Source organism: Enterobacter cloacae complex sp. IR5422, from assembly GCF_049238165.1.
Taxonomy (GTDB): domain Bacteria; phylum Pseudomonadota; class Gammaproteobacteria; order Enterobacterales; family Enterobacteriaceae; genus Enterobacter; species Enterobacter roggenkampii.
The window spans coordinates 287,408-311,657 of record NZ_JBMKHT010000001.1 but is presented as its reverse complement, the minus strand read 5'-3'; the positions used below and the strand labels follow the sequence as shown (position 1 = coordinate 311,657).

20 protein-coding genes are annotated in these 24,250 nt (G+C 54.5%); 3 read left to right on the top strand and 17 right to left on the bottom strand.

Annotation, left to right across the window (positions count from 1 at the left end; genetic code table 11):
- Nucleotides 1-67: 67 nt before the first annotated feature.
- The 17 genes from accA to rpsB all read right to left on the bottom strand — a co-directional run bounded on the left by accA (nucleotide 68) and on the right by rpsB (nucleotide 19,514).
- Nucleotides 68-1,027 carry an acetyl-CoA carboxylase carboxyl transferase subunit alpha gene (accA, locus tag ACOTXT_RS01445; RefSeq protein ID WP_123922896.1) on the bottom strand — a complete coding sequence of 320 codons (960 nt, stop codon included), beginning with the start codon at nucleotides 1,025-1,027 and terminating at the stop codon, nucleotides 68-70.
- A gap of 12 nt (nucleotides 1,028-1,039) precedes the next feature.
- Complete coding sequence (gene dnaE / locus ACOTXT_RS01440; protein WP_023326729.1) at nucleotides 1,040-4,522, bottom strand: DNA polymerase III subunit alpha; 3,483 nt, start codon at nucleotides 4,520-4,522, stop codon at nucleotides 1,040-1,042.
- Nucleotides 4,523-4,560: 38 nt separating this feature from the next.
- Entirely contained in the window at nucleotides 4,561-5,157 is a 597-nt protein-coding gene (gene rnhB, locus ACOTXT_RS01435; protein WP_008501897.1) for a ribonuclease HII, read from the bottom strand.
- Entirely contained in the window at nucleotides 5,154-6,302 is a 1,149-nt protein-coding gene (gene lpxB / locus ACOTXT_RS01430) for a lipid-A-disaccharide synthase (RefSeq protein WP_196095229.1), read from the bottom strand. The genes rnhB and lpxB overlap by 4 nt, the downstream gene beginning before the upstream one ends.
- On the bottom strand, nucleotides 6,302-7,090 hold the full coding sequence (lpxA, locus tag ACOTXT_RS01425) for an acyl-ACP--UDP-N-acetylglucosamine O-acyltransferase (protein WP_008501899.1): 789 nt from the start codon (nucleotides 7,088-7,090) through the stop codon (nucleotides 6,302-6,304). The genes lpxB and lpxA overlap by 1 nt, the downstream gene beginning before the upstream one ends.
- Before the next feature lie 3 nt (nucleotides 7,091-7,093).
- Complete coding sequence (gene fabZ / locus ACOTXT_RS01420) at nucleotides 7,094-7,549, bottom strand: 3-hydroxyacyl-ACP dehydratase FabZ (RefSeq protein ID WP_010426706.1); 456 nt, start codon at nucleotides 7,547-7,549, stop codon at nucleotides 7,094-7,096.
- A 102-nt stretch (nucleotides 7,550-7,651) separates the two neighbouring features.
- Entirely contained in the window at nucleotides 7,652-8,677 is a 1,026-nt protein-coding gene (gene lpxD / locus ACOTXT_RS01415) for a UDP-3-O-(3-hydroxymyristoyl)glucosamine N-acyltransferase (protein WP_023345460.1), read from the bottom strand.
- Between the two features lie 3 nt (nucleotides 8,678-8,680).
- Entirely contained in the window at nucleotides 8,681-9,175 is a 495-nt protein-coding gene (gene skp, locus ACOTXT_RS01410) for a molecular chaperone Skp (protein WP_008501902.1), read from the bottom strand.
- A 122-nt stretch (nucleotides 9,176-9,297) separates the two neighbouring features.
- Nucleotides 9,298-11,715: an outer membrane protein assembly factor BamA gene (gene bamA, locus ACOTXT_RS01405; RefSeq protein WP_008501904.1), complete on the bottom strand. Its 2,418-nt coding sequence runs from the start codon at nucleotides 11,713-11,715 to the stop codon at nucleotides 9,298-9,300.
- Between the two features lie 31 nt (nucleotides 11,716-11,746).
- On the bottom strand, nucleotides 11,747-13,099 hold the full coding sequence (rseP, locus tag ACOTXT_RS01400; RefSeq protein WP_008501905.1) for a sigma E protease regulator RseP: 1,353 nt from the start codon (nucleotides 13,097-13,099) through the stop codon (nucleotides 11,747-11,749).
- Nucleotides 13,100-13,110: 11 nt separating this feature from the next.
- The gene (cdsA, locus tag ACOTXT_RS01395) at nucleotides 13,111-13,968 is read right to left on the bottom strand and encodes a phosphatidate cytidylyltransferase (RefSeq protein WP_008501906.1); all 858 of its coding nucleotides are present in this window, start codon (nucleotides 13,966-13,968) and stop codon (nucleotides 13,111-13,113) included.
- 12 nt (nucleotides 13,969-13,980) lie between these two features.
- Nucleotides 13,981-14,739, bottom strand: coding sequence for a (2E,6E)-farnesyl-diphosphate-specific ditrans,polycis-undecaprenyl-diphosphate synthase (gene ispU / locus ACOTXT_RS01390; RefSeq protein ID WP_021240487.1), 759 nt, complete (start codon nucleotides 14,737-14,739; stop codon nucleotides 13,981-13,983).
- Nucleotides 14,740-14,925: 186 nt separating this feature from the next.
- Nucleotides 14,926-16,125, bottom strand: coding sequence for a 1-deoxy-D-xylulose-5-phosphate reductoisomerase (gene ispC, locus ACOTXT_RS01385; RefSeq protein WP_008501908.1), 1,200 nt, complete (start codon nucleotides 16,123-16,125; stop codon nucleotides 14,926-14,928).
- A 93-nt stretch (nucleotides 16,126-16,218) separates the two neighbouring features.
- The gene (frr, locus tag ACOTXT_RS01380) at nucleotides 16,219-16,776 is read right to left on the bottom strand and encodes a ribosome recycling factor (protein WP_008501909.1); all 558 of its coding nucleotides are present in this window, start codon (nucleotides 16,774-16,776) and stop codon (nucleotides 16,219-16,221) included.
- A gap of 167 nt (nucleotides 16,777-16,943) precedes the next feature.
- Nucleotides 16,944-17,669 (bottom strand): UMP kinase, encoded by a 726-nt coding sequence (gene pyrH, locus ACOTXT_RS01375; protein WP_008501910.1) that lies wholly within the window; start codon nucleotides 17,667-17,669, stop codon nucleotides 16,944-16,946.
- A gap of 150 nt (nucleotides 17,670-17,819) precedes the next feature.
- The gene (tsf, locus tag ACOTXT_RS01370) at nucleotides 17,820-18,671 is read right to left on the bottom strand and encodes a translation elongation factor Ts (protein WP_014830708.1); all 852 of its coding nucleotides are present in this window, start codon (nucleotides 18,669-18,671) and stop codon (nucleotides 17,820-17,822) included.
- A gap of 117 nt (nucleotides 18,672-18,788) precedes the next feature.
- Nucleotides 18,789-19,514: a 30S ribosomal protein S2 gene (gene rpsB / locus ACOTXT_RS01365; protein ID WP_421625277.1), complete on the bottom strand. Its 726-nt coding sequence runs from the start codon at nucleotides 19,512-19,514 to the stop codon at nucleotides 18,789-18,791.
- A 321-nt stretch (nucleotides 19,515-19,835) separates the two neighbouring features.
- Between rpsB and map the strand changes: the two genes are divergently transcribed.
- The 3 genes from map to dapD all read left to right on the top strand — a co-directional run bounded on the left by map (nucleotide 19,836) and on the right by dapD (nucleotide 24,225).
- The gene (gene map, locus ACOTXT_RS01360) at nucleotides 19,836-20,630 is read left to right on the top strand and encodes a type I methionyl aminopeptidase (protein ID WP_008501913.1); all 795 of its coding nucleotides are present in this window, start codon (nucleotides 19,836-19,838) and stop codon (nucleotides 20,628-20,630) included.
- Between the two features lie 62 nt (nucleotides 20,631-20,692).
- A complete protein-coding gene (glnD, locus tag ACOTXT_RS01355; protein WP_023293234.1) occupies nucleotides 20,693-23,368 on the top strand; it encodes a bifunctional uridylyltransferase/uridylyl-removing protein GlnD in 2,676 nt (891 codons plus the stop codon).
- Between the two features lie 32 nt (nucleotides 23,369-23,400).
- On the top strand, nucleotides 23,401-24,225 hold the full coding sequence (dapD, locus tag ACOTXT_RS01350) for a 2,3,4,5-tetrahydropyridine-2,6-dicarboxylate N-succinyltransferase (protein WP_008501915.1): 825 nt from the start codon (nucleotides 23,401-23,403) through the stop codon (nucleotides 24,223-24,225).
- The last annotated feature ends 25 nt before the right edge of the window (nucleotides 24,226-24,250 follow it).

Below are 24,250 nucleotides of genomic sequence, written 5' to 3'. Positions count from 1 at the left end.
AGTCCGGCTAAACCGCAGGTATAAAAAAAGCCGCAACATTGTGCGGCTTTTCAGATAATTGTGAAGCTTACGCGTAACCGTAGGTCATCAGACGCTGGTAACGGCGGTTGAGCAGATCTTCTTTGCTCAGCACGTCCAGGTCTGCCAGATCGGCCAGCAGCTGTGCTTTCAGAGAAGCAGCCATCACTTCCGGCTTACGATGTGCCCCACCCAGTGGTTCCGGGATGATGGAATCGATCAGCTTAAGCTCTTTCAGGCGTGGCGCAATGATGCCCATCGCTTCGGCAGCCAGAGGCGCTTTGTCGGCACTCTTCCACAGAATAGACGCGCAGCCTTCCGGGGAGATTACGGAATAGGTGCTGTACTGCAGCATATTCACTTTATCACCCACGCCAATCGCCAGCGCGCCACCGGAACCACCCTCACCGATAACGGTACAGATGACCGGCACCTTCAGACGAGACATCTCGCGCAGGTTGCGCGCGATAGCTTCAGACTGACCGCGCTCTTCCGCGCCCACGCCAGGGTAGGCACCCGGGGTGTCGATGAAGGTGATGATTGGCATGTTGAAACGCTCAGCCATCTCCATCAGACGCAGGGCTTTACGGTAGCCTTCTGGGGCTGGCATACCGAAGTTACGACGGATTTTCTCTTTGGTTTCACGACCTTTCTGATGACCAATGATCATCACCGGGCGTCCGTCCAGACGCGCGATACCACCAACGATAGCTTTATCGTCAGCGTATGCGCGATCGCCTGCCAGTTCGTCAAATTCGTCAAACGTCAGGCGGACATAATCCAGGGTGTACGGACGCTGTGGATGGCGTGCCAGCTGGGCCACCTGCCATGCGCCGAGATCGGCAAAGATTTTGCGCGTCAGCTCTACGCTTTTCTCGCGCAGACGATGCACTTCTTCGTCGATGTTAATATCCAGTTTTTCATCCTGACGGCTTACCGCTGTCAGAGAATCGATTTTCGCTTCCAGCTCAGCAATCGGCTGTTCGAAATCAAGGAAATTCAGACTCATAGTATTCCTGTATTAGTCAAACTCCAGTTCCACCTGCTCCGAACCAATGAGGCCACGGAGATCGTTCAGTAAACGATCGCTCGGAGAGACACGCCACGTTGCACCAAAGCGCAACCGCGCACGTGCATCCGCCCTCTGATAGTAGAGATGTACTGGAATTGTCCCCGAGCGGTGGGGTTCCAGAGACTGACGGAGTCGGTTTAAAAGCTGGTCATCAATTTGCCTGTCCGTCAGCGAGATAGCAAGCCCGCGAGCATATTTTTCCCGGGCTTCGTCAATGTCCATCACTTCGCGGGCGGTCATTTTAAGCCCCCCACTGAAGTCATCAAAGCTGACCTGTCCGCTGACGATAAGTATGCGGTCTTTTTCCAGCAATTGCTGGTATTTATCCAGCGCGTCGGTGAACAACATCACCTCCAGACGCCCGGAACGGTCATCCAACGTACAGATGCCGATACGATTGCCGCGCTTGGTGACCATAACCCTTGCAGCAATCACGAGCCCCGCAGCCGTGGTGATTTTACCACGTTCTGTCGGATGCATGTCTTTCAGCCTGTGGCCGCCGACATAGCGCTCAATTTCTTTAATGTACTGGTTGATCGGGTGACCCGTCAGGTACAAACCTAACGTTTCACGCTCGCCGTCCAGCACCACCTGTTCTGGCCACGGCTGGCAGTTGGAATACGACTGTTCAATCTGCTCCGGCTCTTCCGCCAGCACCCCGAACATATCCGCCTGGCCAATGGCTTCCGCTTTCGCGTGCTGATCCGCCGCTTTCAGGGCGTCGCCCAGCGAGTTCATCAGCGCGGCGCGGTGCGGCCCCAGCCTGTCGAACGCGCCGGACATGATCAGTTTTTCCAGCACGCGGCGGTTCAGCTTTTTGGTATCGGTACGGGCGCAAAGATCGAATAGCTCGCGGAAATACCCGCCGTTGTTGCGCGCTTCGATGATCGCCTCGATCGGCCCTTCACCTACGCCCTTGATCGCGCCGATCCCGTAAACGATCTCCCCGTCGTCATTGACGTGGAAATGGTAGAGACCTGAGTTAATATCCGGCGGCAGGATCTTCAGCCCCATGCGCCAGCACTCATCCACCAGGCCCACCACCTTCTCGGTGTTGTCCATATCGGCGGTCATTACCGCCGCCATAAACTCCGCAGGATAGTGTGCCTTCAGCCACAGCGTTTGATACGACACCAAAGCATAGGCGGCTGAGTGAGATTTGTTAAATCCGTACCCGGCGAATTTCTCCACCAGGTCGAAGATTTTCATCGCCAGCTCGCCGTCGACGCCGTTTTTCTTCGCCCCGTCTTCAAAGATGGAACGCTGCTTGGCCATCTCTTCCGGCTTTTTCTTACCCATTGCACGACGCAGCATGTCCGCGCCGCCGAGCGTATAGCCGGAAAGCACCTGGGCGATCTGCATCACCTGTTCCTGATACAGGATGATGCCGTAGGTTGGCTCCAGTACCGGCTTCAGGCTTTCGTGCTGCCACTGAACGTCCGGGTAGGAAATCTCTTCTCGCCCGTGCTTACGGTCGATAAAGTTATCTACCATCCCTGACTGCAGCGGGCCCGGACGGAACAGGGCCACCAGCGCGATCATATCTTCGAAGCAGTCGGGCTGCAGGCGCTTAATCAGATCTTTCATGCCGCGGGATTCAAGCTGGAAGACGGCGGTGGTCTCCGAGCGCTGCAGCATGTCGAAACTTTTCTTGTCGTCCAGCGGGATGGCCGCGATATCCAGCGGCGGCTCGCCGTTCTTCTCGCGGCGGGCGTTGATCATCTCCAGCGCCCAGTTGATGATGGTCAGCGTACGCAGGCCAAGGAAGTCGAACTTCACCAGCCCGGCGTATTCTACGTCGTTCTTGTCGAACTGGGTGACCGGATGCTGGCCCGCTTCATCGCAATACAGCGGCGCGAAGTCGGTGATTTTGGTCGGGGCGATAACCACGCCCCCCGCATGCTTACCGGCGTTACGCGTGACGCCTTCCAGCTTGCGCGCCATGTCGATCAGCGCTTTGACCTCTTCGTCCGCTTCATAGATTTCCGGCAGCTGCGGTTCAGCCTCAAAGGCTTTTGCCAGCGTCATGCCCGGATCGGGCGGCACCAGTTTAGAGATGCGATCGACAAACCCGTACGGGTGGCCCAGCACGCGGCCCACGTCGCGGATAACCGCTTTCGCCGCCATCGTACCGAAGGTAATGATCTGCGATACCGCATCACGACCGTACATGTCGGCCACGTGCTCGATCACCTGATCGCGTTTCTCCATGCAGAAGTCGACGTCGAAGTCGGGCATCGAGACACGTTCCGGGTTGAGGAAACGTTCGAACAGCAGGTCGAACTCCAGCGGATCGAGGTCGGTAATTTTCAGCGCGTACGCCACCAGCGAGCCAGCACCGGAACCACGGCCCGGTCCAACCGGCACGCCGTTATCCTTCGACCACTGGATGAACTCCATAACGATCAGGAAGTAGCCCGGGAAGCCCATCTGGTTGATCACCTGGAGTTCAATGTCCAGGCGTTCGTCATACTCCGGACGACGCTTTTTACGCTCTTCTTCATCCGGGAACAGGAATTCCAGACGCTCTTCCAGACCTTCTTTCGATTTCATGACCAGGAAATCTTCCGTGGTCATGTCACCCGTCGGGAACTGCGGCAGGAAGTATTCGCCAAGGCGGACGGTGACGTTGCAGCGCTTGGCGATCTCTACGCTGTTTTCCAGCGCTTCGGGGATATCGGAGAAGAGCTCACACATCTCCTCCTCGCTGCGCATGTACTGTTGTGCGGAGTAATTGCGCGGCCGCTTCGGATCGTCGAGGGTAAAGCCATCGTGGATCGCCACGCGAATTTCGTGAGCGTCAAAATCGCCCGCCTCAAGGAACCGAACGTCGTTGGTGGCCACTACGGGCAACCCGCGCTCTTCTGCGAGCGCCACCGCGGCATGAAGATAGCTCTCTTCATCCTGACGGCCGGTACGGATCAACTCCAGGTAATAACGATTCGGGAAATATTCTTCATAGAACGAGACGCATTGATCCACCAGCGCGCTGTTACCGCGCAGCAGTGATTTGCCGACGTCCCCCATCCGGCCGCCTGAGATCAGGAGCAGCCCTTCGTTCAGTTCAGCCAGCCAGTCGCGGTCGATCCACGGTCCCAGCGCGCCGTAACCGCGCTGATAGGCTTTGGAGATCAGAAGTGTGAGGTTTTGATAGCCCGCGTTGTTCATCGCCAGCACGGAGATTTGCGTCAGTTCATCGCCGATGAGATCGCTCTGCACATGAAAATCTGCCCCGACAATAGGCTTCATCCCCGCGCCGTGCGCCGTTCCGTAGAACTTCACCAGGCCACACAGGTTGGTAAAATCGGTGATCGCCAGCGCAGGCATGCCAAGCGAGGCCGCCTTTTTTACCAGCGGCCCGGTCTTCGCCAGCCCATCGATCATGGAGTAGTCGCTATGCACCCGCAGGTGTACGAAACGTGGTTCAGCCATCTTCAGATTCCGCGTTACTTAATTGCTTGCGTAATGATTCAGGACACCCGTCCCAGGGCGCGTTTTACCGGGCCAAAACTGCGCCGATGGTGTTCGGTTGCGCCATGTTCAGCCAGCCTCTCCAGGTGGAAAGGTGTGGGATATCCCTTATGCTGGGCGAAACCATACTGAGGGTAAGTGAGATCCAGCGCGGCCATTTCGGCGTCGCGTGTCACTTTGGCAATAATAGAAGCTGCGCTAATTTCTGCGACCCGGCTATCGCCTTTGACCACTGCCATTGAAGGCATGGGCAATGCCGGACAGCGGTTGCCGTCAATCAGGACATATTCAGGGGAAATTTTCAGCCCCGCCACCGCACGCTGCATCGCCAGCATCGTGGCATGCAAAATATTCAGCTCGTCTATCTCATGCGGTTCAGCGCGCCCGAGGCTCCAGGCCAGCGCTTTCTCCTGAATCTCACTAAACAGCGCCAGCCGGCGCTTTTCAGACAATTTTTTTGAGTCGTTCAGCCCGACGATCGGCCGAGCCGGATCGAGGATCACCGCAGCGGTCACCACGGCTCCCACTAACGGACCACGACCCACTTCGTCCACACCCGCCACAAGGTGGGTGTGAGGATAAACAAATTCCATCATTTTGCTAACTCCAGCACCGCATCGGCCGCTTGCTCATCAGCATTACAGCGGATCAGTTGATGCAGTTCGCGGAAGGTATCGTGCATCTGGTGGCTGGTTTTACCGTTGGCGAGCAGCGGCAGCAGGGCCTCCGCCAGCGCCTGCGGCTGGCATTCATCCTGCAGCAGCTCTTTCACCAGCTCGCGCCCGGCAAGCAGGTTTGGCAGGGAGACGTAATCTGTTTTCACCAGACGTTTTGCCAGCCAGAAGGTAAACGGCTTCATGCGGTAACCGACCACCATCGGGCATTTCGCCAGCATACACTCCAGCGCCGCCGTGCCGGAGGCCAGCAGTGCGGCATCGCTCGCATACATCGCTTCCCGCCCCTGCCCGTCCAGAAGACGGACGTGAAGATCCGGGGCGACGTCAGCTTTGATGCGCTCAAACTGCTCGCGGCGTTTGGCATTCACCAGCGGCACGACCACTTCAAGATCGGGATAGGTCTGGCGAAGAATTTGCGCAGTCTTAAGAAAATCGGCGCTCAGCATCTCAACTTCTGCGCCACGGCTGCCTGGCAGTAAGGCCAGACAGTGCACATCATGCGGGATGCCCAGCACGTCGCGCGCCGCGTTTTTATCCGGATCCAGTGGCATCGCATCCGCCATGGTATGACCGATAAAACGGCACGGAACATTAAATCTGTCGTAAAACGCTTTTTCGAAAGGCAGGAAAGCCAGCACCAGGTGGGTGGACCGTCCGATTTTGAAAACGCGTTTCTGTCGCCACGCCCAGACGGACGGACTGACGTAGTGAATCGTTTTAATGCCCTGCTTTTTCAGGTTCCCTTCGAGGGTAATGTTGAAATCAGGTGCATCGATACCGACAAACACATCGGGTTTGAGTTCGGTAAAGCGGCGGGTGAGATCGGCACGGATGTGCAGCAAACGGCGTAACCGTCCCAGCACCTCAACGATCCCCATCACGGCCAACTCTTCCATTTCATACCAGGCCTCACAGCCTTCGGCCTGCATCAGCGGGCCAGCAACACCGACAAAGCGAGCATTGGGTACGCGTGCCTTAAGCGCACGGATGAGACCGGCACCAAGAATATCGCCGGAGGTTTCTCCGGCGACCAGGGCTATCGTAAGCGGACGACTGTCGACCATTAACGAATCAGACCCCTTGTTGAACGGTCAAAGAACTCCATGAACGCGTCCACTTCCGGGTGCTTTTTCGCCAGTTCGGCAATTTCCGGCTTCGCCTCTTCCAGCGTTTTACCGCTACGGTACAGCAGTTTGTACGCGTTGCGGATGGCAGTAATCGCTTCGCGACTAAAACCACGACGCTTGAGGCCTTCGATGTTCACGCCAAACGGCGTGGCATGGTTGCCCTGCGCAATCACATACGGTGGGACGTCCTGCGCCACACCGGAGCATCCGCCGACCATCACGTGCGCACCAATGATGCAGAACTGATGGACTGCGGTCATGCCGCCAATAATTGCGAAGTCATCAACTGATACGTGTCCTGCCAGCGTGGCATTGTTGGCAAGGATACAGCGGTCACCCACGGTACAGTCGTGCGCGATATGCGCATTCACCATAAACAGGTTATCGCTGCCCACCTTCGTCAACCCACCACCCTGTACTGTTCCACGATGAATGGTGACGCTTTCGCGAATACGGTTACGATCGCCGATTTCCACACGGGTCGACTCACCAGCATATTTCAGATCCTGGTTAACTTCGCCGATGGAGGCGAACTGATAGATCTCGTTATTGCAGCCAATGGTCGTGTGACCATTCACCACAACGTGAGATTTCAGTACTGTACCCTCACCAATTTCGACATGGGGTCCAACAATACAAAACGGGCCAATGTGGGCGTTAGCACCAACGATGGCACCCGTTTCCACAATGGCGGTAGGATGAATAAAGGCGGATTTATCAATCACGTATCAGGACTCCCGGCTACGAGCACACATCATCGTCGCTTCGCAAACAACTTTACCGTCAACCAGCGCTACGCCTTTGAAGCGAGTCAGGCCACGACGCGTTTTTTCAAAAGTGACTTCCATGATCATCTGATCACCAGGCACGACAGGGCGCTTAAAGCGCGCTTCGTCAATACCCGCGAAGTAATACAGCTCACCGGGTTCCAGTTTACCGACGCTTTTAAACGCCAGAATACCGGTAGCCTGAGCCATCGCTTCCAGAATCAACACACCCGGGAAGATAGGTTTACCAGGGAAGTGCCCCTGGAAGAACGGCTCATTCACGGAAACATTTTTCACTGCGCGCAGAAAACGACCTTCTTCAAAATCCAGCACACGGTCTACCAGCAGAAACGGGTAGCGGTGCGGCAGAAGTTCTAAAATCTCTTCAATATGCAGAGTATGAGTGTCAGTAGTCAAAATACTCTTCCTGTCAAAATGTACTGATAACAATAATAACACGGCCTGCCGGTTTATTAGAAAGCCGACAGGCCGGGAAAAATAGCGTTAAACGGATGACGCTTAGTCTTGTTGATCGATCTTGCGCTCAAGGGACTTGAGGCGCTTGCTCATATCATCAATGTTCATCACCAGAGCTGCTGTTTTACGCCATACCTTGTTGGGCTGGAGCGGAATGCCGGAGGAATAGACGCCAGGTTCAGTGATAGGACGCATTACCATGCCCATTCCCGTCACGGTCACCTTGTCGCAGATTTCCATATGGCCATTAATCACGCTCGCACCGCCAATCATGCAATAACGGCCAATTTTCAGGCTGCCCGCCATGATGACGCCACCCGCAACCGCGGTATTGTCGCCAATCACAACGTTATGCGCAATCTGGCACTGGTTATCGATGATAACACCATTGCCAATGATCGTGTCGTCAAGCGCGCCACGGTCAATGGTGGTACAGGCGCCGATCTCCACGCGATCGCCAATAATAACGCGACCAAGCTGCGGGATCTTAACCCAGTTACCGCGATCGTTAGCGTAACCAAAGCCATCAGAACCAATCACGGTGCTGGACTGGACGAGGCAGTTTTCGCCAATTTCAACGTCATGGTATACGGACACATTCGCCCATAAACGGGTCCCGGCGCCGATTTTCGTATTTTTCCCAACGAAGCAGCCCGGGCCAATGACGACGTTATCGCCCAGCACAACGCCGGATTCGATAACCGCATTCGCACCAACGGCGACGTTGTTACCCAGCCTGGCCGTCTCATCAATCGCTGCGCTGGCAGCAATGTTCTGGGCCGGTTGCGGCGTGGTATCAAGAATTTGAGCCATGCGTGCATACGTCAGGTAGGGGTTTTTCACTACAAGCGCGCTTACAGTGGCAAAAGGAAGATCGTCCTGCGTCAGAACAACAGCTGACGCCTGGCATTGAGCCAGTTGCTCACGGTACTTAGGGCTTACCATGAAGGTAATCGTGCCAGCTTTAGCAGATTGCATGGACGCAACAGCGGTGATGACGATATCGCCATCACCGTGTAATTCTGCATCCAACTGCTGAGCTAAATCAGCCAGTCGAATTGAAGGCATTACTTATTTAACCTGTTTCAGAACGTCAGCAGTGATGTCTTTAACATCTTTGCTGTTGAAAGCGACGGCGTTCGCATCAACAACCAGATCGATGCTCTGATCGGCAGCCACTGCTTTAACAGCGGTCTGAATGCGAGTCACCAGCTTGCCGCGTTCTTCGTTAGAACGACGCTGACGATCCTGCTCGAAAGCCTGCGCTTTCTGGGAGAACGCCTGGCGCTGAGCCATTACGTCTTTTTCCAGCTTGCTGCGGTCGCTTGCCTTCATGGTAGAACCATCACGCTGCAGACGCTGCATTTTGGACTGAAGATCGTTTTCCATACCCTGCAGTTCGCTTGCACGGCCTTTGAATTCGTTTTCCAGAGTCGCAGAAACACCTGTTTTCTGTGCAACCTGCTGGAACAAATTACCCATGTTGACGATTGCAATTTTGTCTGCTGCCTGAGCAGAAGTTGCCATCGCTAAACCGAGACCTGCAGCTAATAACCACTTTTTCACAATTAACTCCTTACCATCCCATTGGCACCAGAAGGTACCGTTCTTTGCGTGGCAAGGCGACCGTATTACCGATCGCCAGTTGTCAGCGCTACACTGCCAACGCATTCCTTTGCAGCGGATTATTACCAGGTTTTACCAATGTTAAACTGGAATTGCTCCGCTTTGTCTCCATCATATTTCTTAAACGGCTGGGCGTAAGAGAAGACCAACGGCCCCAGCGGTGACATCCATTGTAATGCGATACCGGCAGACATGCGAATATTGCTCGGATCGCTGTAGTCAGGAACGCCAGCTGCACGCATCTGGGCAGTGTTCTCCCAGTTGGTATCCCACACCGTACCCGCATCCCAGAAGAAGGATGTACGGACGGAGTTCGCATATTTATCACTAATAAACGGCGTTGGCGTGATGAACTCCAGGCTCGCCACGGCCATAGCGTTACCGCCGACTGCGTCATCAGAACTACAGACTTCTGATGAGGAAGACTTATCGCAGTTATCTTTGTCGTTCCCGCCGTAGTAAACCGCTTTCGGACCAATGTTGTTGGACTGGAAGCCACGAACGGTACTGGAACCACCGGCATAGAAGTTTTCATAGAACGGCATCTCTTTGCCGCCTAAACCATCACCATAACCCCAACGGGTACGACCCAGAACCACCCACTTGTGATCGTCATCGATCGGGAAGTAGGACGCAGTATCGAGCGTCACCTTATAGAACTCGTTATCGGAACCCGGGACGGTAACTTTACCGTTCAGGTTGACGCGAGAACCTTCCGTTGGGAAGTAACCACGGTCGAGACGGTTATAGGTCCAGCCGTAGTTGAAGGTGAAGTCATCTGCAGCGAAACCGTTGTTATCGCTGTTTTTGCTCGCCGACTGGCCAATAGAGTCCAGGTAACGCCACATGGCCACCTGCGGTTGCATATTGGACAGGTCGTTATGCACGTAACCTAAGCCCGCTCGCAGGGTGTTGTATTCGTTAATCGGGAAGCCAAGCGTTCCGTCCACACCGTAACTCTTGTTGGTGTAGGAGGACAGATCCGCATCGTCGGCTTTAAAGTCGTTATAGAAGATACGACCGCCCAGGCTCACACCGTCAACGGTGAAGTATGGGTTCGTTACAGAGAACTCAGAGTAGGTCTGGTAGTCGTTTTTGGTACCGTTAATTCCGACAGAGTAACCCGTACCCAGCCAGTTATCCTGCTGCACGCCAACCTGGAAGCTGACGCCGCTTTCAGTACCGTAGCCCACACCAAAGTTAAAGCTACCGGTGTTACGCTCTTTCACTTTATAAACGACATCAACCTGATCCGGGCTGCCCGGTACGCGCTGGGTATCAGTATCAACCGTTTCAAAATAGCCCAGACGGTTCAGACGCTCTTTACCCTGATCAACGAGATCGCTACCTAACCATGCGCCTTCCATCTGACGCATTTCGCGACGCAGAACGGAGTCTTTGGAGGTGTCGTTACCGACGAAGCGGATCTTACGCACGTAGAAACGGTTACCCGCGTCAACATTCACGTGCAGCTTAACGGTTTTATCCGCGTCATTGATTTCCGGCTGAGTCTGTACGCGCGGATAGGCATAACCATAGCGGCCGAGCAGCTTCTTAATGCTGTCTTCCATTTTGGTGACTTTGGATCCGCTATAGAGATCGCCTGGCTGAATTTTGGTCAGCGATTCGATTTCAGCAGAATGCCCCGCCAGGTTACCACTCACCTCAACACCCGAAAGCTTGTACTGATCGCCTTCCGTGATGTTGATCGTAATGTAGATGCCTTTCTTGTCCGGCGTCAGGCTCACCTGCGTCGAGTCGATGTTGAAACGCGCGTAACCACGATCCAGATAGTAGCTGCGCAGGGTTTCAAGGTCGCCCGCCAGTTTCTGTTTCTGGTATTTGCGATCGCCCACCACGTTCCACCACGGCACTTCATCGCGCAGCTGGAAGGTGGAGATCAGTTCGTCGGTGCTGAACGCGTGGTTACCCACAATGTTGATCTGCTGGATCTTCGCAGAGACACCTTCCTGGAAGACCAGCTTCAGGTCAACACGGTTACGCGGCAGCGGAGTCACAACCGCTTTCACGCTGGCGCTGTATTTACCGACGCTGTAGTAGAAGTCTTCCAGACCTTTTTCAATGTCTGAAAGGGTTGTGCGGTCCAGAGACTCACCCACACGAACACCGGATGCTTCAAGGTTTTGCTTGAGCATGTCATCTTTCACCGACTTGTTACCGGAGAAAGTGATACTGGCGATCGTTGGACGTTCTTTTACCTGTACCAGCAGGGTATCACCATCACGCAGGACGCGGACATCCTCGAAGTTGCCGGTGGCAAACAGAGCACGGATGGTATTACTGATATCATCATCATTAACCGTATCGCCGGGGCGCACAGGCATACTGAGGAGGGCCGCACCAACGGCGACACGCTGAAGGCCTTCGAAATGAATGTCTTTCACTACGAACCCGTCAGCACCGTATACGGTGGCGCTGCTAAACAGCAGCGACGCTATGAGCAACTTTTTCATCGCCATCGTTATTATGCGTTCTTCCTAACTAACTCTCTTACAACCGAGAGAAATCATTGAAAAGTGCAAGCCCCATTAACAGCACCAGCAAAATCGAGCCAATGCGATAACTAAAGTCTTGAACTCGCTCGGATACCGGCCCGCCTTTTAGCTTTTCAATCGCTAAAAACAGCAGATGACCCCCGTCTAAAACGGGAAGCGGGAACAGGTTGATTATCCCAAGGTTCACGCTAATGAGCGCGAGGAACATGAGATAGTAAATCACCCCGAATTCCGCTGACATCCCAGCCCCCTGGGCAATCGAAATTGGCCCACTGAGGTTGTTCAGTTTCACATCACCGGTTATCAATTTCCCCAACATGTTGACCGTCAGCTTCATCAGTTGCCATGTTTTATCCGTGGCTTCAAGGATGGCGCTGAACGGCCCATACTGGCGTATTGTCTTGTACTCATCTGGCAGCGGGATCACTTTTGGCACAACGCCTGCAAACCCTTCTGCCTTCTTGCCGACCGACTTCGTATCCGGGATCAGCGTCAGCGAAAGCGGACTGCCCTGCCTTTCAACTTCCAGCGCGAGAGACGTACCCGGATTATCGCGCACCAGAGTAACAAAGGTCATCCACTCTGTTAATGGTTGACCATCGACTTTAACGATCCTGTCGCCTGCTTGCAAACCCGCTTTGCTCGCCGCCGAGTTTGCCTGTACTTCGGCTAATACCGGCTCGATCTGCGCGCCGCGCGGACGAATGCCCAGCGCAGCGACGGGATCCTCTTTGTCTGGCTCGAAACGCCATTGACGTAAATCGAGCACTTTGTCCTGACGGGCGTCTGACCCAAATGGCGATACGCTGATGGTGGTCTGCGGATCGCCAATTTTAGCAACCAGCTGCAGTCGCACGGCATCCCAATCAGGGGTTTCGATGCCATCAATCGCTTTAAGTTCCATCCCGGATGTAATTTGCGCACTCGCCGCGATGGAGTTGGGGGCAATGTCACCTACTACCGGACGCACGCCAGGGACGCCGATGATAAACACCAGCCAGTAAGCGAAAATCGCAAAGATGAAGTTGGCTACCGGTCCGGCAGCGATGATGGCGGCGCGTTGTCCAACGGTTTTATTGTTGAATGCGCTGTGTCGCAGTTCAGGCGCGACAGGCTCGACGCGTTCGTCGAGCATTTTGACGTAGCCACCCAGCGGGATAAGGGCGATGACAAATTGCGTACCGTGGCGGTCGGTGCGCGTCCAGAGTGATTTACCAAAACCGATGGAAAATCGCTCTACGCGCACGCCACAGCGGCGAGCAACCCAGAAATGGCCAAATTCATGCACGGTAATCAGTACACCCAGTGCAACTATGAACGCCGCCAGATTCCAGAGAATGCTCAGCATAAAACCTTCCGTTAAATCGTCCCGAATACCAGTAAAAGCAAACACGCAAACACTGGAACAGCCGCTGTCAGGCTATCAATGCGATCCAGTATACCGCCATGCCCTGGAATCAGGTGTCCACTGTCCTTAATCCCTGCTTCACGCTTGAACATACTTTCGGTTAAATCACCGAGCACGGAGGCAAGCGCAGCAAAAATCGAGCACACCAGCAGTATTGATGGTGCCACTTCAAGATTCGCCCAGACGCCGTAGCCCCAGGAGATGATCGCGGCCGTAAACAAACCGCCGATAAATCCTTGCCAGGTTTTGCCCGGAGAAACCTTCGGTGCCAGCTTATGTTTGCCAAACAGTTTACCAAACATATAGGCCCCGGAGTCAGCCCCCCAGACGAGAATCATCACATAAAGCAGCCAGATCGCACCGCTGTAGTGGTTTTCGTCGTAGTGCCAGGCGCGCAGCGCAACCATACCCCAGAAAAAAGGAATAATAGTGAGCAAACCAAAAATCAGTCGCAGCACTTTTGAATGACGCCACAACGCCGCGGAGCCGGGATAAAACAGCACCAGCAACAGCGCGGCAACCCACCAGGCCAACGATATCCACAAGGAACCAGCCACCAGAGGCTGATGAATATCATGATGATATTCAGGCAACGTGAACAGCATTACGGCCAGAATAAAGCCACAAAGTACCGCAAGCCATACTCGCTGCGTACGCGAGGTAAAGCCGCTAAACTGTCCCCATTCCCACGCGGCGAGCATGCACACCACCAGCGTAACAATAGCGAATCCCACCGGGGGCAGCAAAAACAGCGCCGCAATGACAATGGGTATTAATACAAAAGCGGAAATCAGGCGATACTTCAGCAAAAGCTACCCCCATCAGGCGTTGTCGCCACCAGGCTCGGTGCCGCCGAAACGACGCTCTCGATTGGCAAAGGCATGCAGCGCACCTTCAAAGTCTTGTTCATCAAAATCGGGCCAAAGAACATCTGTAAAGTAAAGTTCGGCATAGGCAATTTGCCATATCAAAAAGTTACTTATGCGATGTTCTCCCCCTGTCCTAATTACTAAATCCACAGGTGCCAGTTCATTCATGCAGATTTGCTTGCTCAGCGCTTCTTCATCAATTTGGTCGGGTCTCAACAGCCCTTCCTGAACCTGTTCGGCGAGATGCCGAACGCCCTGGATAATATCCCAGCGTCCGCCGTAATTCGCCGCAATATTCAGCGTCAGACCGGTATTATTTTCAGTCAGCGCCTCTGCTTTACGAATCCGTTCCTGCAAACGTGAGTTAAAACGACTGGTATCGCCAATGATACGCAGGCGGACGTTGTGGCGGTGCAGGCTTTTTACTTCGCTGTCTAGCGCCCACACAAACAATTCCATCAACGCAGTCACTTCCTGCAGCGGTCGATTCCAGTTTTCACTGCTAAAAGCATAGAGCGTTAACGCATCAATGCCGTTATTGGCGGCAAAAGAAACGGCGCGGCGAACGGATTTCGCCCCAGCTTTATGCCCAAAGGCTCGTATCTTCCCTTGTCTTTTCGCCCAGCGGCCATTGCCATCCATAATGATTGCTACATGACGGCAGCCATGAGCTGGCAAGTTTTCGCTTATTGGTTGATTCGCAGACAACATAACGCGTTTTTTGTCCCTGAAAAGGATTTAACGGTACTCAGGAATACTGAAGCCGATACATAAAAAAGCCGTGTCAAACCACGGCTCACCTGACCACGTAAAGTCAAATACCTGCGATCAGGTGGCGCAGACTATATCACTGAAGCCCAACGCTAACAAATAGCACGACGACTAGTGGTTGCTTTATCACCAGCTTGCGAGACGTGTCACCTGTTGGCGCGCAATATTACGCGCAGCTGCATCCACCGTTAGCACCTCTTCCACGCTCTGTGGTTCGCGCAAATCCATCATCTCCAGTACCGATAAATTTAACGCCGCAATATCGGTAAAACGAATTTGCTGATTCAGAAATGCTTCAACGGTAATTTCATTGGCTGCATTCAGTGCCGTTGTCGCCGCCTGCCCCTGGTCAAAGGCCGTCATTGCAAGCTTCAGACAAGGGTAGCGGTCGTAGTCTGGTTCACTGAACGTCAGGGAACTTAGCTTGCAGAAATCAAGCGGCTTCACGCCGGACTTCACTCGATTCGGCCACGCCATGGAATGGGCAATCGGCGTACGCATATCCGGTTCGCCCAGCTGCGCCAGCACGCTGCCATCCTGATAACGCACCATCGAATGAATCACCGATTGCGGGTGAATCAGTACTTCCATCTGTTTCGCTGACGCATTAAACAGCCAGCGCGCTTCAATGTATTCCAGACCTTTGTTCATCATGGTGGCAGAGTCAACGGAGATTTTACGCCCCATTGACCAGTTCGGATGACGGCACGCCTGATCCGGCGTCATCGCACGCAGTTCAGACAGTGGCGTTTCACGGAACGGGCCACCAGACCCGGTAAGCAGAATCGACACGACGCCATTCTGCTCCAGGTCAGCGTACCCCAGGTTCTGTTGAAAAGGTTGCGGTAAACTCTGAAAAATCGCGTTGTGCTCGCTGTCGACGGGCAAAAGACGCGCGCCGCGCTGCTTCACCGCCTCCATGAACAGGCGTCCGCAGGTGACCAGCGACTCTTTATTGGCCAGCAGAACGTCCTTACCGGCATCAATCGCGGCAAGCGTCGGCAATAATCCTGCCGCCCCGACAATGGCCGCCATCACCTGATCCACCTCATCCAGCGCCGCCATCTCGCAGGCCGCCTGTTGGCCACTCAGCACCTCGGTTCGACTGCCCTTCTCAAGCAGCTGTGCTTTCAGCAGGCGCGCGCTCTCTTCGTCATCCATCACCGCATAGCGGGGCGTAAACTCCAGGCACTGCTCAACCATTCGCTGCACATTCTTACCGGCCACCAGCGCTGTCACGGTGTAAAGTTCAGGATTATGGCGAACAACGTCGAGAGTGCTGCAACCAATAGAGCCGGTTGAGCCAAGGAGTGTTAAATGCTTCATGAGATGCCCGAAAAGTTAGACCAGATAAAAGCAAAACGCCGCCAGCAAGACCCAAAGTCCCTCTGAACGGCGTTTATCAGTGTACGACAGAAATCAGAACTGCATCAGTTCCGCTTCTTTATCTGCCAGCGCCGCATCAATTTTCTTGATGGCAGCGTCAGTCATTTTCTGAATGTCATCCTGGGAACGACGATCGTCATCTTCACTGATCTCTTTTTCTTTCAGCAGCGCTTTGACTTTATCATTCGCGTCGCGACGGACGTTACGCACGGATACACGACCCTGCTCAGCTTCGCCACGTACCACTTTGATCAGGTCTTTACGACGCTCTTCGGTCAGCGGTGGCAGTGGAACGCGGATGTCAGCACCCGCAGAGCTTGGGTTCAGACCGAGGTCAGACGCCATGATCGCTTTCTCAACCGCCGGGCCCATAGAACGATCGAATACGTTGATTTTCAGCGTACGGGTATCTTCTACCGTCACGCTCGCCAGCTGACGCAGAGGGGTTGGCGTACCGTAGTACTCGACGATGATGCCATCCAGCAGGCTTGGGGAAGCACGGCCAGTACGGATTTTGCTGATTTGGGTTTTGAACGCTTCTACGCATTTTTCCATGCGTACTTCAGCATCTTTTCTGATGTCGTTAATCACGTTACGAATCCTTGAAAACTTGTCTCAGGCAGACTATCCGCCAGCACAGCGCTACAGGTGTGCTAAGTATAGTCGCGTTTAATTCATGACAACGCCAAAGGCGCGCCCGGGTAAGATACCACTACAAAATAAAGCGGAATCTTACCTGTATTTATCGTCAACGGAAATTATTCCGTGATCAAAGTGCCTTCTTTTTCGCCCATGACCACGCGACGCAGTGCGCCAGGTTTGTTCATGTTGAAGACACGAATTGGCAATTTGTGGTCGCGAGCCAGCGTGAAGGCGGCAAGATCCATCACTTTCAGCTCTTTATCCAGCACTTCGCTGTAGCTCAGCTGATCGTACATGGTGGCAGAAGGATCTTTTGCCGGGTCGGCAGTAAACACGCCATCGACTTTGGTCGCTTTCAGTACCACATCAGCTTCGATCTCGATACCGCGCAGGCAGGCAGCGGAATCGGTCGTAAAGAACGGGTTACCCGTACCGGCGGAGAGGATCACCACGCGGTTGTTGCGCAGCAGGCTGATAGCTTCTGCCCAGCTGTAATTATCGCATACGCCATTCAGGGGGATCGCGGACATCAGGCGGGCGTTCACATAGGCGCGATGGAGCGCATCACGCATCGCCAGGCCATTCATCACGGTTGCCAACATACCCATGTGGTCGCCCACAACGCGGTTCATCCCCGCTTTCGCCAGACCAGCACCACGGAAAAGGTTGCCACCGCCAATGACCACGCCAACCTGGATGCCCAGTTCGACCAGTTCTTTGATTTCCTGTGCCATGCGATCAAGGATGCTTGCGTCAATACCGAAGCCTTCCGATCCCTGCAGCGCTTCGCCACTCAGCTTAAGCAGAATGCGTTTGTACACGGGTTTTGCATTGGTAGCCATGTTTCTTTCCTGAGACTGTCAACGATTAAGATGGGGGTTAATTCTGGCGACATGATATGCCGCAAATCAGTACAGCGATACTGGAGCCTGTCTGATTTCCTGTGACGGGTGACAAAAAGAAGCCGCCCTCAGGCGGCTCCTTTTCAATCATTAAGACTGCTTGGACATTGCAGCAACTTCTGCTGCGAAGTCAGTCTCAACTTTCTCGATGCCTTCGCCCACTTCGAAGCGGATGAAGCCAGTTACGTCAGCGTTGTGCTCTTTCAGCAGCTGAGCAACAGATTTGCTTGGGTCCATTACGAATGGCTGGCCAGTCAGAGAAACTTCGCCGGTGAATTTCTTCATGCGGCCTTCAACCATTTTCTCTGCGATTTCTTTTGGTTTACCAGACTGCATCGCGATGTCCAGCTGAACCTGGTACTCTTTCTCTACCACTTCAGCAGACACGTCTTCTGGCTTAACGAATTCTGGCTTGCTTGCAGCGATGTGCATTGCCAGCTGTTTAACCAGCTCTTCGTCAGCGCCTTTAGCCGCAACCAGAACACCGATACGAGCACCGTGCTGGTAAGAACCCAGAACGTCGCCTTCCAGAGAAGCAACGCGACGGATGTTGATGTTCTCGCCGATTTTAGCAACCAGCGCAACACGCTCTTCTTCGAACTGTGCTTTCAGAACTTCAACGTCAGTGATTTTGCCAGCAACCGCTGCGTCCAGAACTTTGTTAGCAAATGCCTGGAAACCACCATCTTTAGCAACGAAGTCAGTCTGGCAGTTAACTTCCAGAATGATGCCGTAGGTGCCGTCGATCTTAGTGATGATCACGCCGTCAGCAGCAACGTTGCCTGCTTTTTTAGCTGCTTTGATCGCACCGGATTTACGCATGTTTTCGATTGCCAGCTCGATGTCGCCGTTCGCTTCAGTCAGCGCTTTTTTGCAATCCATCATGCCTGCGCCAGTACGCTCGCGCAGCTCTTTTACCAGGGATGCGGTAATTTCAGCCATTCTTAAATCCTCGGGAGATGTGAACTGCCCGGCCGGGGGCCAAACAGTGTAAATTGAAAAAAGGGGCCGGTAATGGGCCCCTATTCATACACGGTACTAATAAGGGGTAAAACCTTATTATTCAGCTTCTACGAAGCTTTCTTCCGCCTGAGAAGCCAGATCCTGGGAACGGCCTTCACGAACGGTAGCAGCTACAGCGCTCAGGTACAGGCTAACAGCACGGATTGCGTCGTCGTTACCCGGGATAACGAAGTCAACACCGTCCGGATCGGAGTTGGTATCAACGATAGCGAATACCGGGATACCCAGGTTGTTAGCTTCTTTGATAGCGATGTGCTCGTGGTCTGCATCGATTACGAACAGCGCGTCTGGCAGGCCGCCCATATCTTTGATACCGCCCAGGCTGTTTTCCAGCTTGTCCAGTTCACGAGTGCGCATCAGCGCTTCTTTCTTAGTCAGCTTGTCGAAAGTACCGTCCTGAGACTGGGTTTCCAGATCTTTCAGGCGCTTGATGGACTGACGAACAGTTTTCCAGTTGGTCAGCATGCCGCCCAACCAGCGATGGTTCACGAAGAACTGGTCGCAGCTGTTAGCAGCATCTTTCACAGCTTCGCTTGCAGCGCGCTTAGTACCAACGAACAGAATCTTACCTTTACGGGAAGAGATCTTGTTCAGCTCAGCCAGGGCTTCGTTGAACATTGGTACAGTTTTCTCAAGGTTGATGATGTGAACTTTGTTACGTGCGCCGAAGATGAAAGGCTTTATTTTCGGGTTCCAGTAACGGGTCTGGTGACCAAAGTGAACACCAGCCTTGAGCATGTCGCGCATGGAAACAGTTGCCATGTTTAAAACCTCTATATTGAAAGTTGGGGTTATGCCTCCACGTATCCCATATTACCGACCCCGAAGGGCACCCCGGAATATGTGCCGATACGTGTGTGTTGTTACACAAAGTGAGATTTGTCGCTCCCGTCCAGCCTGTGTATCTGAGATGGATCGGAAGTCCGGCGCGCTTTATACCACAAAACACGACCAGAAACCAACAGTTGTTGGCGGAGTGTGCTGTTAATGATTCTCAATTTGGCACGGAGCGTGCCTGACTGATACCATTGACGACACTTAGACTAGTATTGTCGAAAAAATCGACACCGATGGACAGATTACATGGCTATCTCTATTAAGACACCTGAAGAAATTGAAAAGATGCGCGTCGCCGGTCGTCTGGCCGCGGAAGTGCTGGAAATGATCGAGCCGTTCGTTAAGCCGGGCGTCAGCACGGGTGAACTGGACCGCATCTGTAACGACTATATAGTGAACGAGCAGCACGCGGTTTCCGCCTGCCTCGGCTACCACGGTTTCCCAAAATCCGTCTGCATCTCTATTAATGAAGTGGTGTGCCACGGCATTCCTGACGATGAAAAACTGCTGAAAGACGGCGATATCGTCAACATCGACGTGACCGTCATTAAAGACGAGTACCACGGTGACACCTCAAAAATGTTCATCGTTGGCAAGCCGACCATCCTGGGCGAGCGCCTGTGCAAAGTCACCCAGGACAGCCTCTACCTGGCGCTGAAAATGGTGAAGCCGGGTATTCGCCTGCGTACTATCGGCGCCGCAATTCAGAAATTTGTGGAAGCGGAAGGGTTCTCCGTGGTGCGCGAATACTGCGGTCACGGTATTGGCCGCGTCTTCCATGAAGAGCCGCAGGTTCTGCACTACGATGCAGACGACGGCGGCGTTGTGCTGCAAAAGGGCATGACCTTCACCATCGAGCCAATGGTCAACGCCGGTGACTACCGTATCCGCACCATGAAAGACGGCTGGACGGTGAAAACCAAAGACAGAAGCTTGTCTGCCCAGTACGAGCATACTATTGTGGTAACAGACAACGGCTGCGAAATTATGACGTTGCGCAAGGATGACACCATCCCGGCGATACTGACGAACATTGAGTGATAAGAAGCCGGCAAATGCCGGCTTTTTTAATGGCGATAGCTTTTTCTTATGGGTGGCGCACGATGAGTAATCTTTTACCCGAACAGTATGCTAACACAGCCCTTCCCACCCTCCCCGACCAGCCCGATAACCCGGGCGTCTGGCCGCCGCACGAGCTGACCTGCGCGCATATTAAAGCCCATATGGATGTTTTCCATCGCTGGCTGGGTAGCGCGTTCGATGCAGGCGTATCTGCCGAGCAGCTCATTGAGGCGCGCACCGAGTTTATCGACCAGCTCCTGCAGCGTCTATGGATCGACTACGGTTTCGGGCAGGTTAGCGACATCGCACTGGTTGCCGTCGGGGGCTATGGCCGCGGTGAGCTGCATCCGCTTTCCGATATCGATCTCCTGATCCTGAGCCGCAAAAAGCTGCCGGACGAACAGGCGCAAAAAATCGGCGAGCTTCTGACCCTGCTCTGGGACGTGAAGCTGGAAGTCGGCCACAGCGTTCGCACCCTGGAAGAGTGTCTGCTGGAAGGGCTATCGGACCTGACCGTTGCCACCAACCTGATTGAAACCCGTCTGCTGATTGGCGACGTCGCGCTGTTCCTGGAGCTGCAAAAACACATCTTCAGCGACGGCTTCTGGCCGTCAGAAAAGTTCTTCGCCGCGAAGGTCGAGGAGCAAAACCAGCGCCACCAGCGCTACCACGGCACCAGCTATAACCTTGAGCCGGACATTAAAAGCAGCCCCGGCGGCCTGCGTGACATCCACACGTTACAGTGGGTCGCCCGTCGCCATTTCGGCGCCACCTCGCTGGACGAGATGGTCGGCTTCGGCTTTTTAACCGAGGCCGAGCGTAACGAGCTCAACGAGTGCCTGCACCTGCTGTGGCGCATCCGCTTTGCCCTGCATCTGGAGGTCACCCGCTACGATAACCGCCTGCTGTTTGACCGCCAGCTCAGCGTAGCGCAGCGGCTGAACTATCAGGGCGAAGGTAACGAGCCGGTTGAGCAGATGATGAAGGATTTCTTCCGCGTCACCCGCCGGGTTACCGAGCTGAACCAGATGCTGTTGCAGCTGTTCGACGAGGCCATTCTGGCCCTGACGGCGGACGAAAAGCCGCGCCCGATTGACGATGAATTCCAGCTGCGCGGTACGCTTATCGATCTGCGCGACGAAACGCTGTTTATCCGCGAGCCAGAAGCGATCCTGCGGATGTTCTACACCATGGTGCGCAACAGCACCATCACCGGGATCTATTCCACCACCCTGCGCCATCTGCGCCACGCGCGCCGTCATCTGACGCAGCCTTTGTGTTACATCCCGGAAGCGCGCTCGCTGTTCCTGAGCATGCTCCGCCATCCGGGTGCCGTCAGCCGCGGGCTGCTGCCGATGCACCGCCACAGCGTGCTGTGGGCCTATATGCCGCAGTGGTCGCACATCGTTGGGCAGATGCAGTTCGACCTGTTTCACGCCTACACGGTGGATGAACACACCATCCGCGTGATGCTCAAGCTGGAAAGCTTTGCCAAAGAAGAGACGCGCTCCCGCCACCCGCTGTGCGTGGAGCTGTGGCCGCGCCTGACCCATCCGGAACTGATCCTGATTGCCGCCCTGTTCCACGACATCGCCAAGGGCCGCGGCGGCGACCACTCGGTGCTGGGCGCCCAGGACGTGCTGAAATTTGCCGAACTGCACGGCCTGAACTCACGTGAAACGCAGCTGGTGGCCTGGCTGGTGCGCCATCACCTGCTGATGTCGGTCACCGCGCAGCGTCGGGACATTCAGGACCCGGAAGTCATTAAGCAGTTCGCGGAAGAAGTTCAGACGGAAAACCGCCTGCGCTATCTGGTCTGCCTGACGGTGGCGGATATTTGCGCCACCAACGAAACCCTGTGGAACAGCTGGAAGCAGAGCCTGCTGCGCGAGCTGTACTTTGCCACCGAAAAACAGCTGCGTCGCGGGATGCAGAACACGCCGGACATGCGCGAGCGCGTGCGTCACCACCAGCTTCAGGCGCTGGCGCTGCTGCGGATGGATAACATTGATGAAGAGGCGCTACATCAGATTTGGGCCCGCTGCCGCGCCAACTATTTTGTCCGCCACAGCCCAAACCAGCTGGCGTGGCACGCGCGGCATCTGCTCAAGCACGATCTGTCCCAGCCGATGATCCTGCTAAGCCCGCAGGCCACGCGCGGCGGAACGGAGATTTTCATCTGGAGCCCGGACCGGCCTTATCTGTTTGCTGCCGTCTGTGCCGAGCTGGACAGACGTAACCTGAGCGTGCATGACGCGCAGATTTTCACCACCCGCGACGGCATGGCCATGGACACCTTTATCGTGCTGGAGCCGGACGGCAGCCCGCTGTCGTCGGACAGGCATGAAGGGATACGTTTTGGTCTGGAGCAGGCGATTACCCAGCGCAGCTGGCAGCCCCCGCAGCCGCGTCGCCAGCCGGCAAAATTGCGCCACTTTACCGTGGATACCGAGGTCAATTTCCTGCCGACCCACACCGATCGTAAATCGTTCCTGGAGCTGATCGCGCTCGACCAGCCAGGGCTGCTCGCCCGCGTCGGCCAGGTTTTTGCCGATCTGGGAATTTCCCTTCATGGGGCCCGAATTACAACGATTGGCGAGCGAGTAGAAGATTTATTTATAATCGCCACCGCCGACCGGCGTGCCCTTAATAATGACCTGCAGCTTGAAGTGCAACAACGGTTGACAGCAGCCCTCAATCCAAACGATAAAGGGTGATATGTTTTTTAGTGAAATGGAAAGAGTAAACAATGCAGCAGTTACAGAACGTTATTGAGTCCGCTTTTGAGCGTCGTGCCGAGATTACCCCGGCAAATGTGGATACCGTGACCCGTGAAGCGGTAAACCAGGTGATTTCCCTGCTGGATTCCGGCGCACTGCGCGTGGCAGAAAAAATCGACGGTCAGTGGGTCACTCATCAATGGCTGAAGAAAGCCGTGCTGCTCTCTTTCCGCATCAACGATAACCAGGTTATCGACGGAGCAGAAAGCCGCTACTTCGATAAAGTGCCAATGAAGTTCGCTGATTACGACGAAGCGCGTTTCCAGAAAGAAGGTTTCCGCGTGGTGCCGCCTGCGGCGGTGCGTCAGGGTGCCTTCATCGCACGCAACACCGTGCTGATGCCATCCTACGTGAACATCGGTGCCTACGTTGATGAAGGCACCATGGTGGATACGTGGGCAACGGTTGGTTCCTGCGCACAGATCGGTAAAAACGTTCACCTGTCCGGCGGCGTGGGCATCGGCGGTGTTCTGGAACCACTGCAGGCTAACCCAACCATCATCGAAGATAACTGCTTCATCGGCGCGCGTTCAGAAGTGGTGGAAGGCGTGATCGTGGAAGAAGGTTCCGTGATCTCCATGGGCGTTTACATCGGCCAGAGCACCCGTATTTACGATCGTGAAACCGGTGAAGTGCATTACGGTCGCGTTCCGGCGGGCTCCGTGGTGGTTTCCGGCAACCTGCCGTCCAAAGATGGCAAATACAGCCTGTACTGTGCGGTTATCGTGAAGAAAGTGGATGCGAAAACGCGCGGTAAAGTGGGCATCAACGAATTGCTGCGCACCATCGATTAATCGGGTATAACAAAAAGCGGGGGCA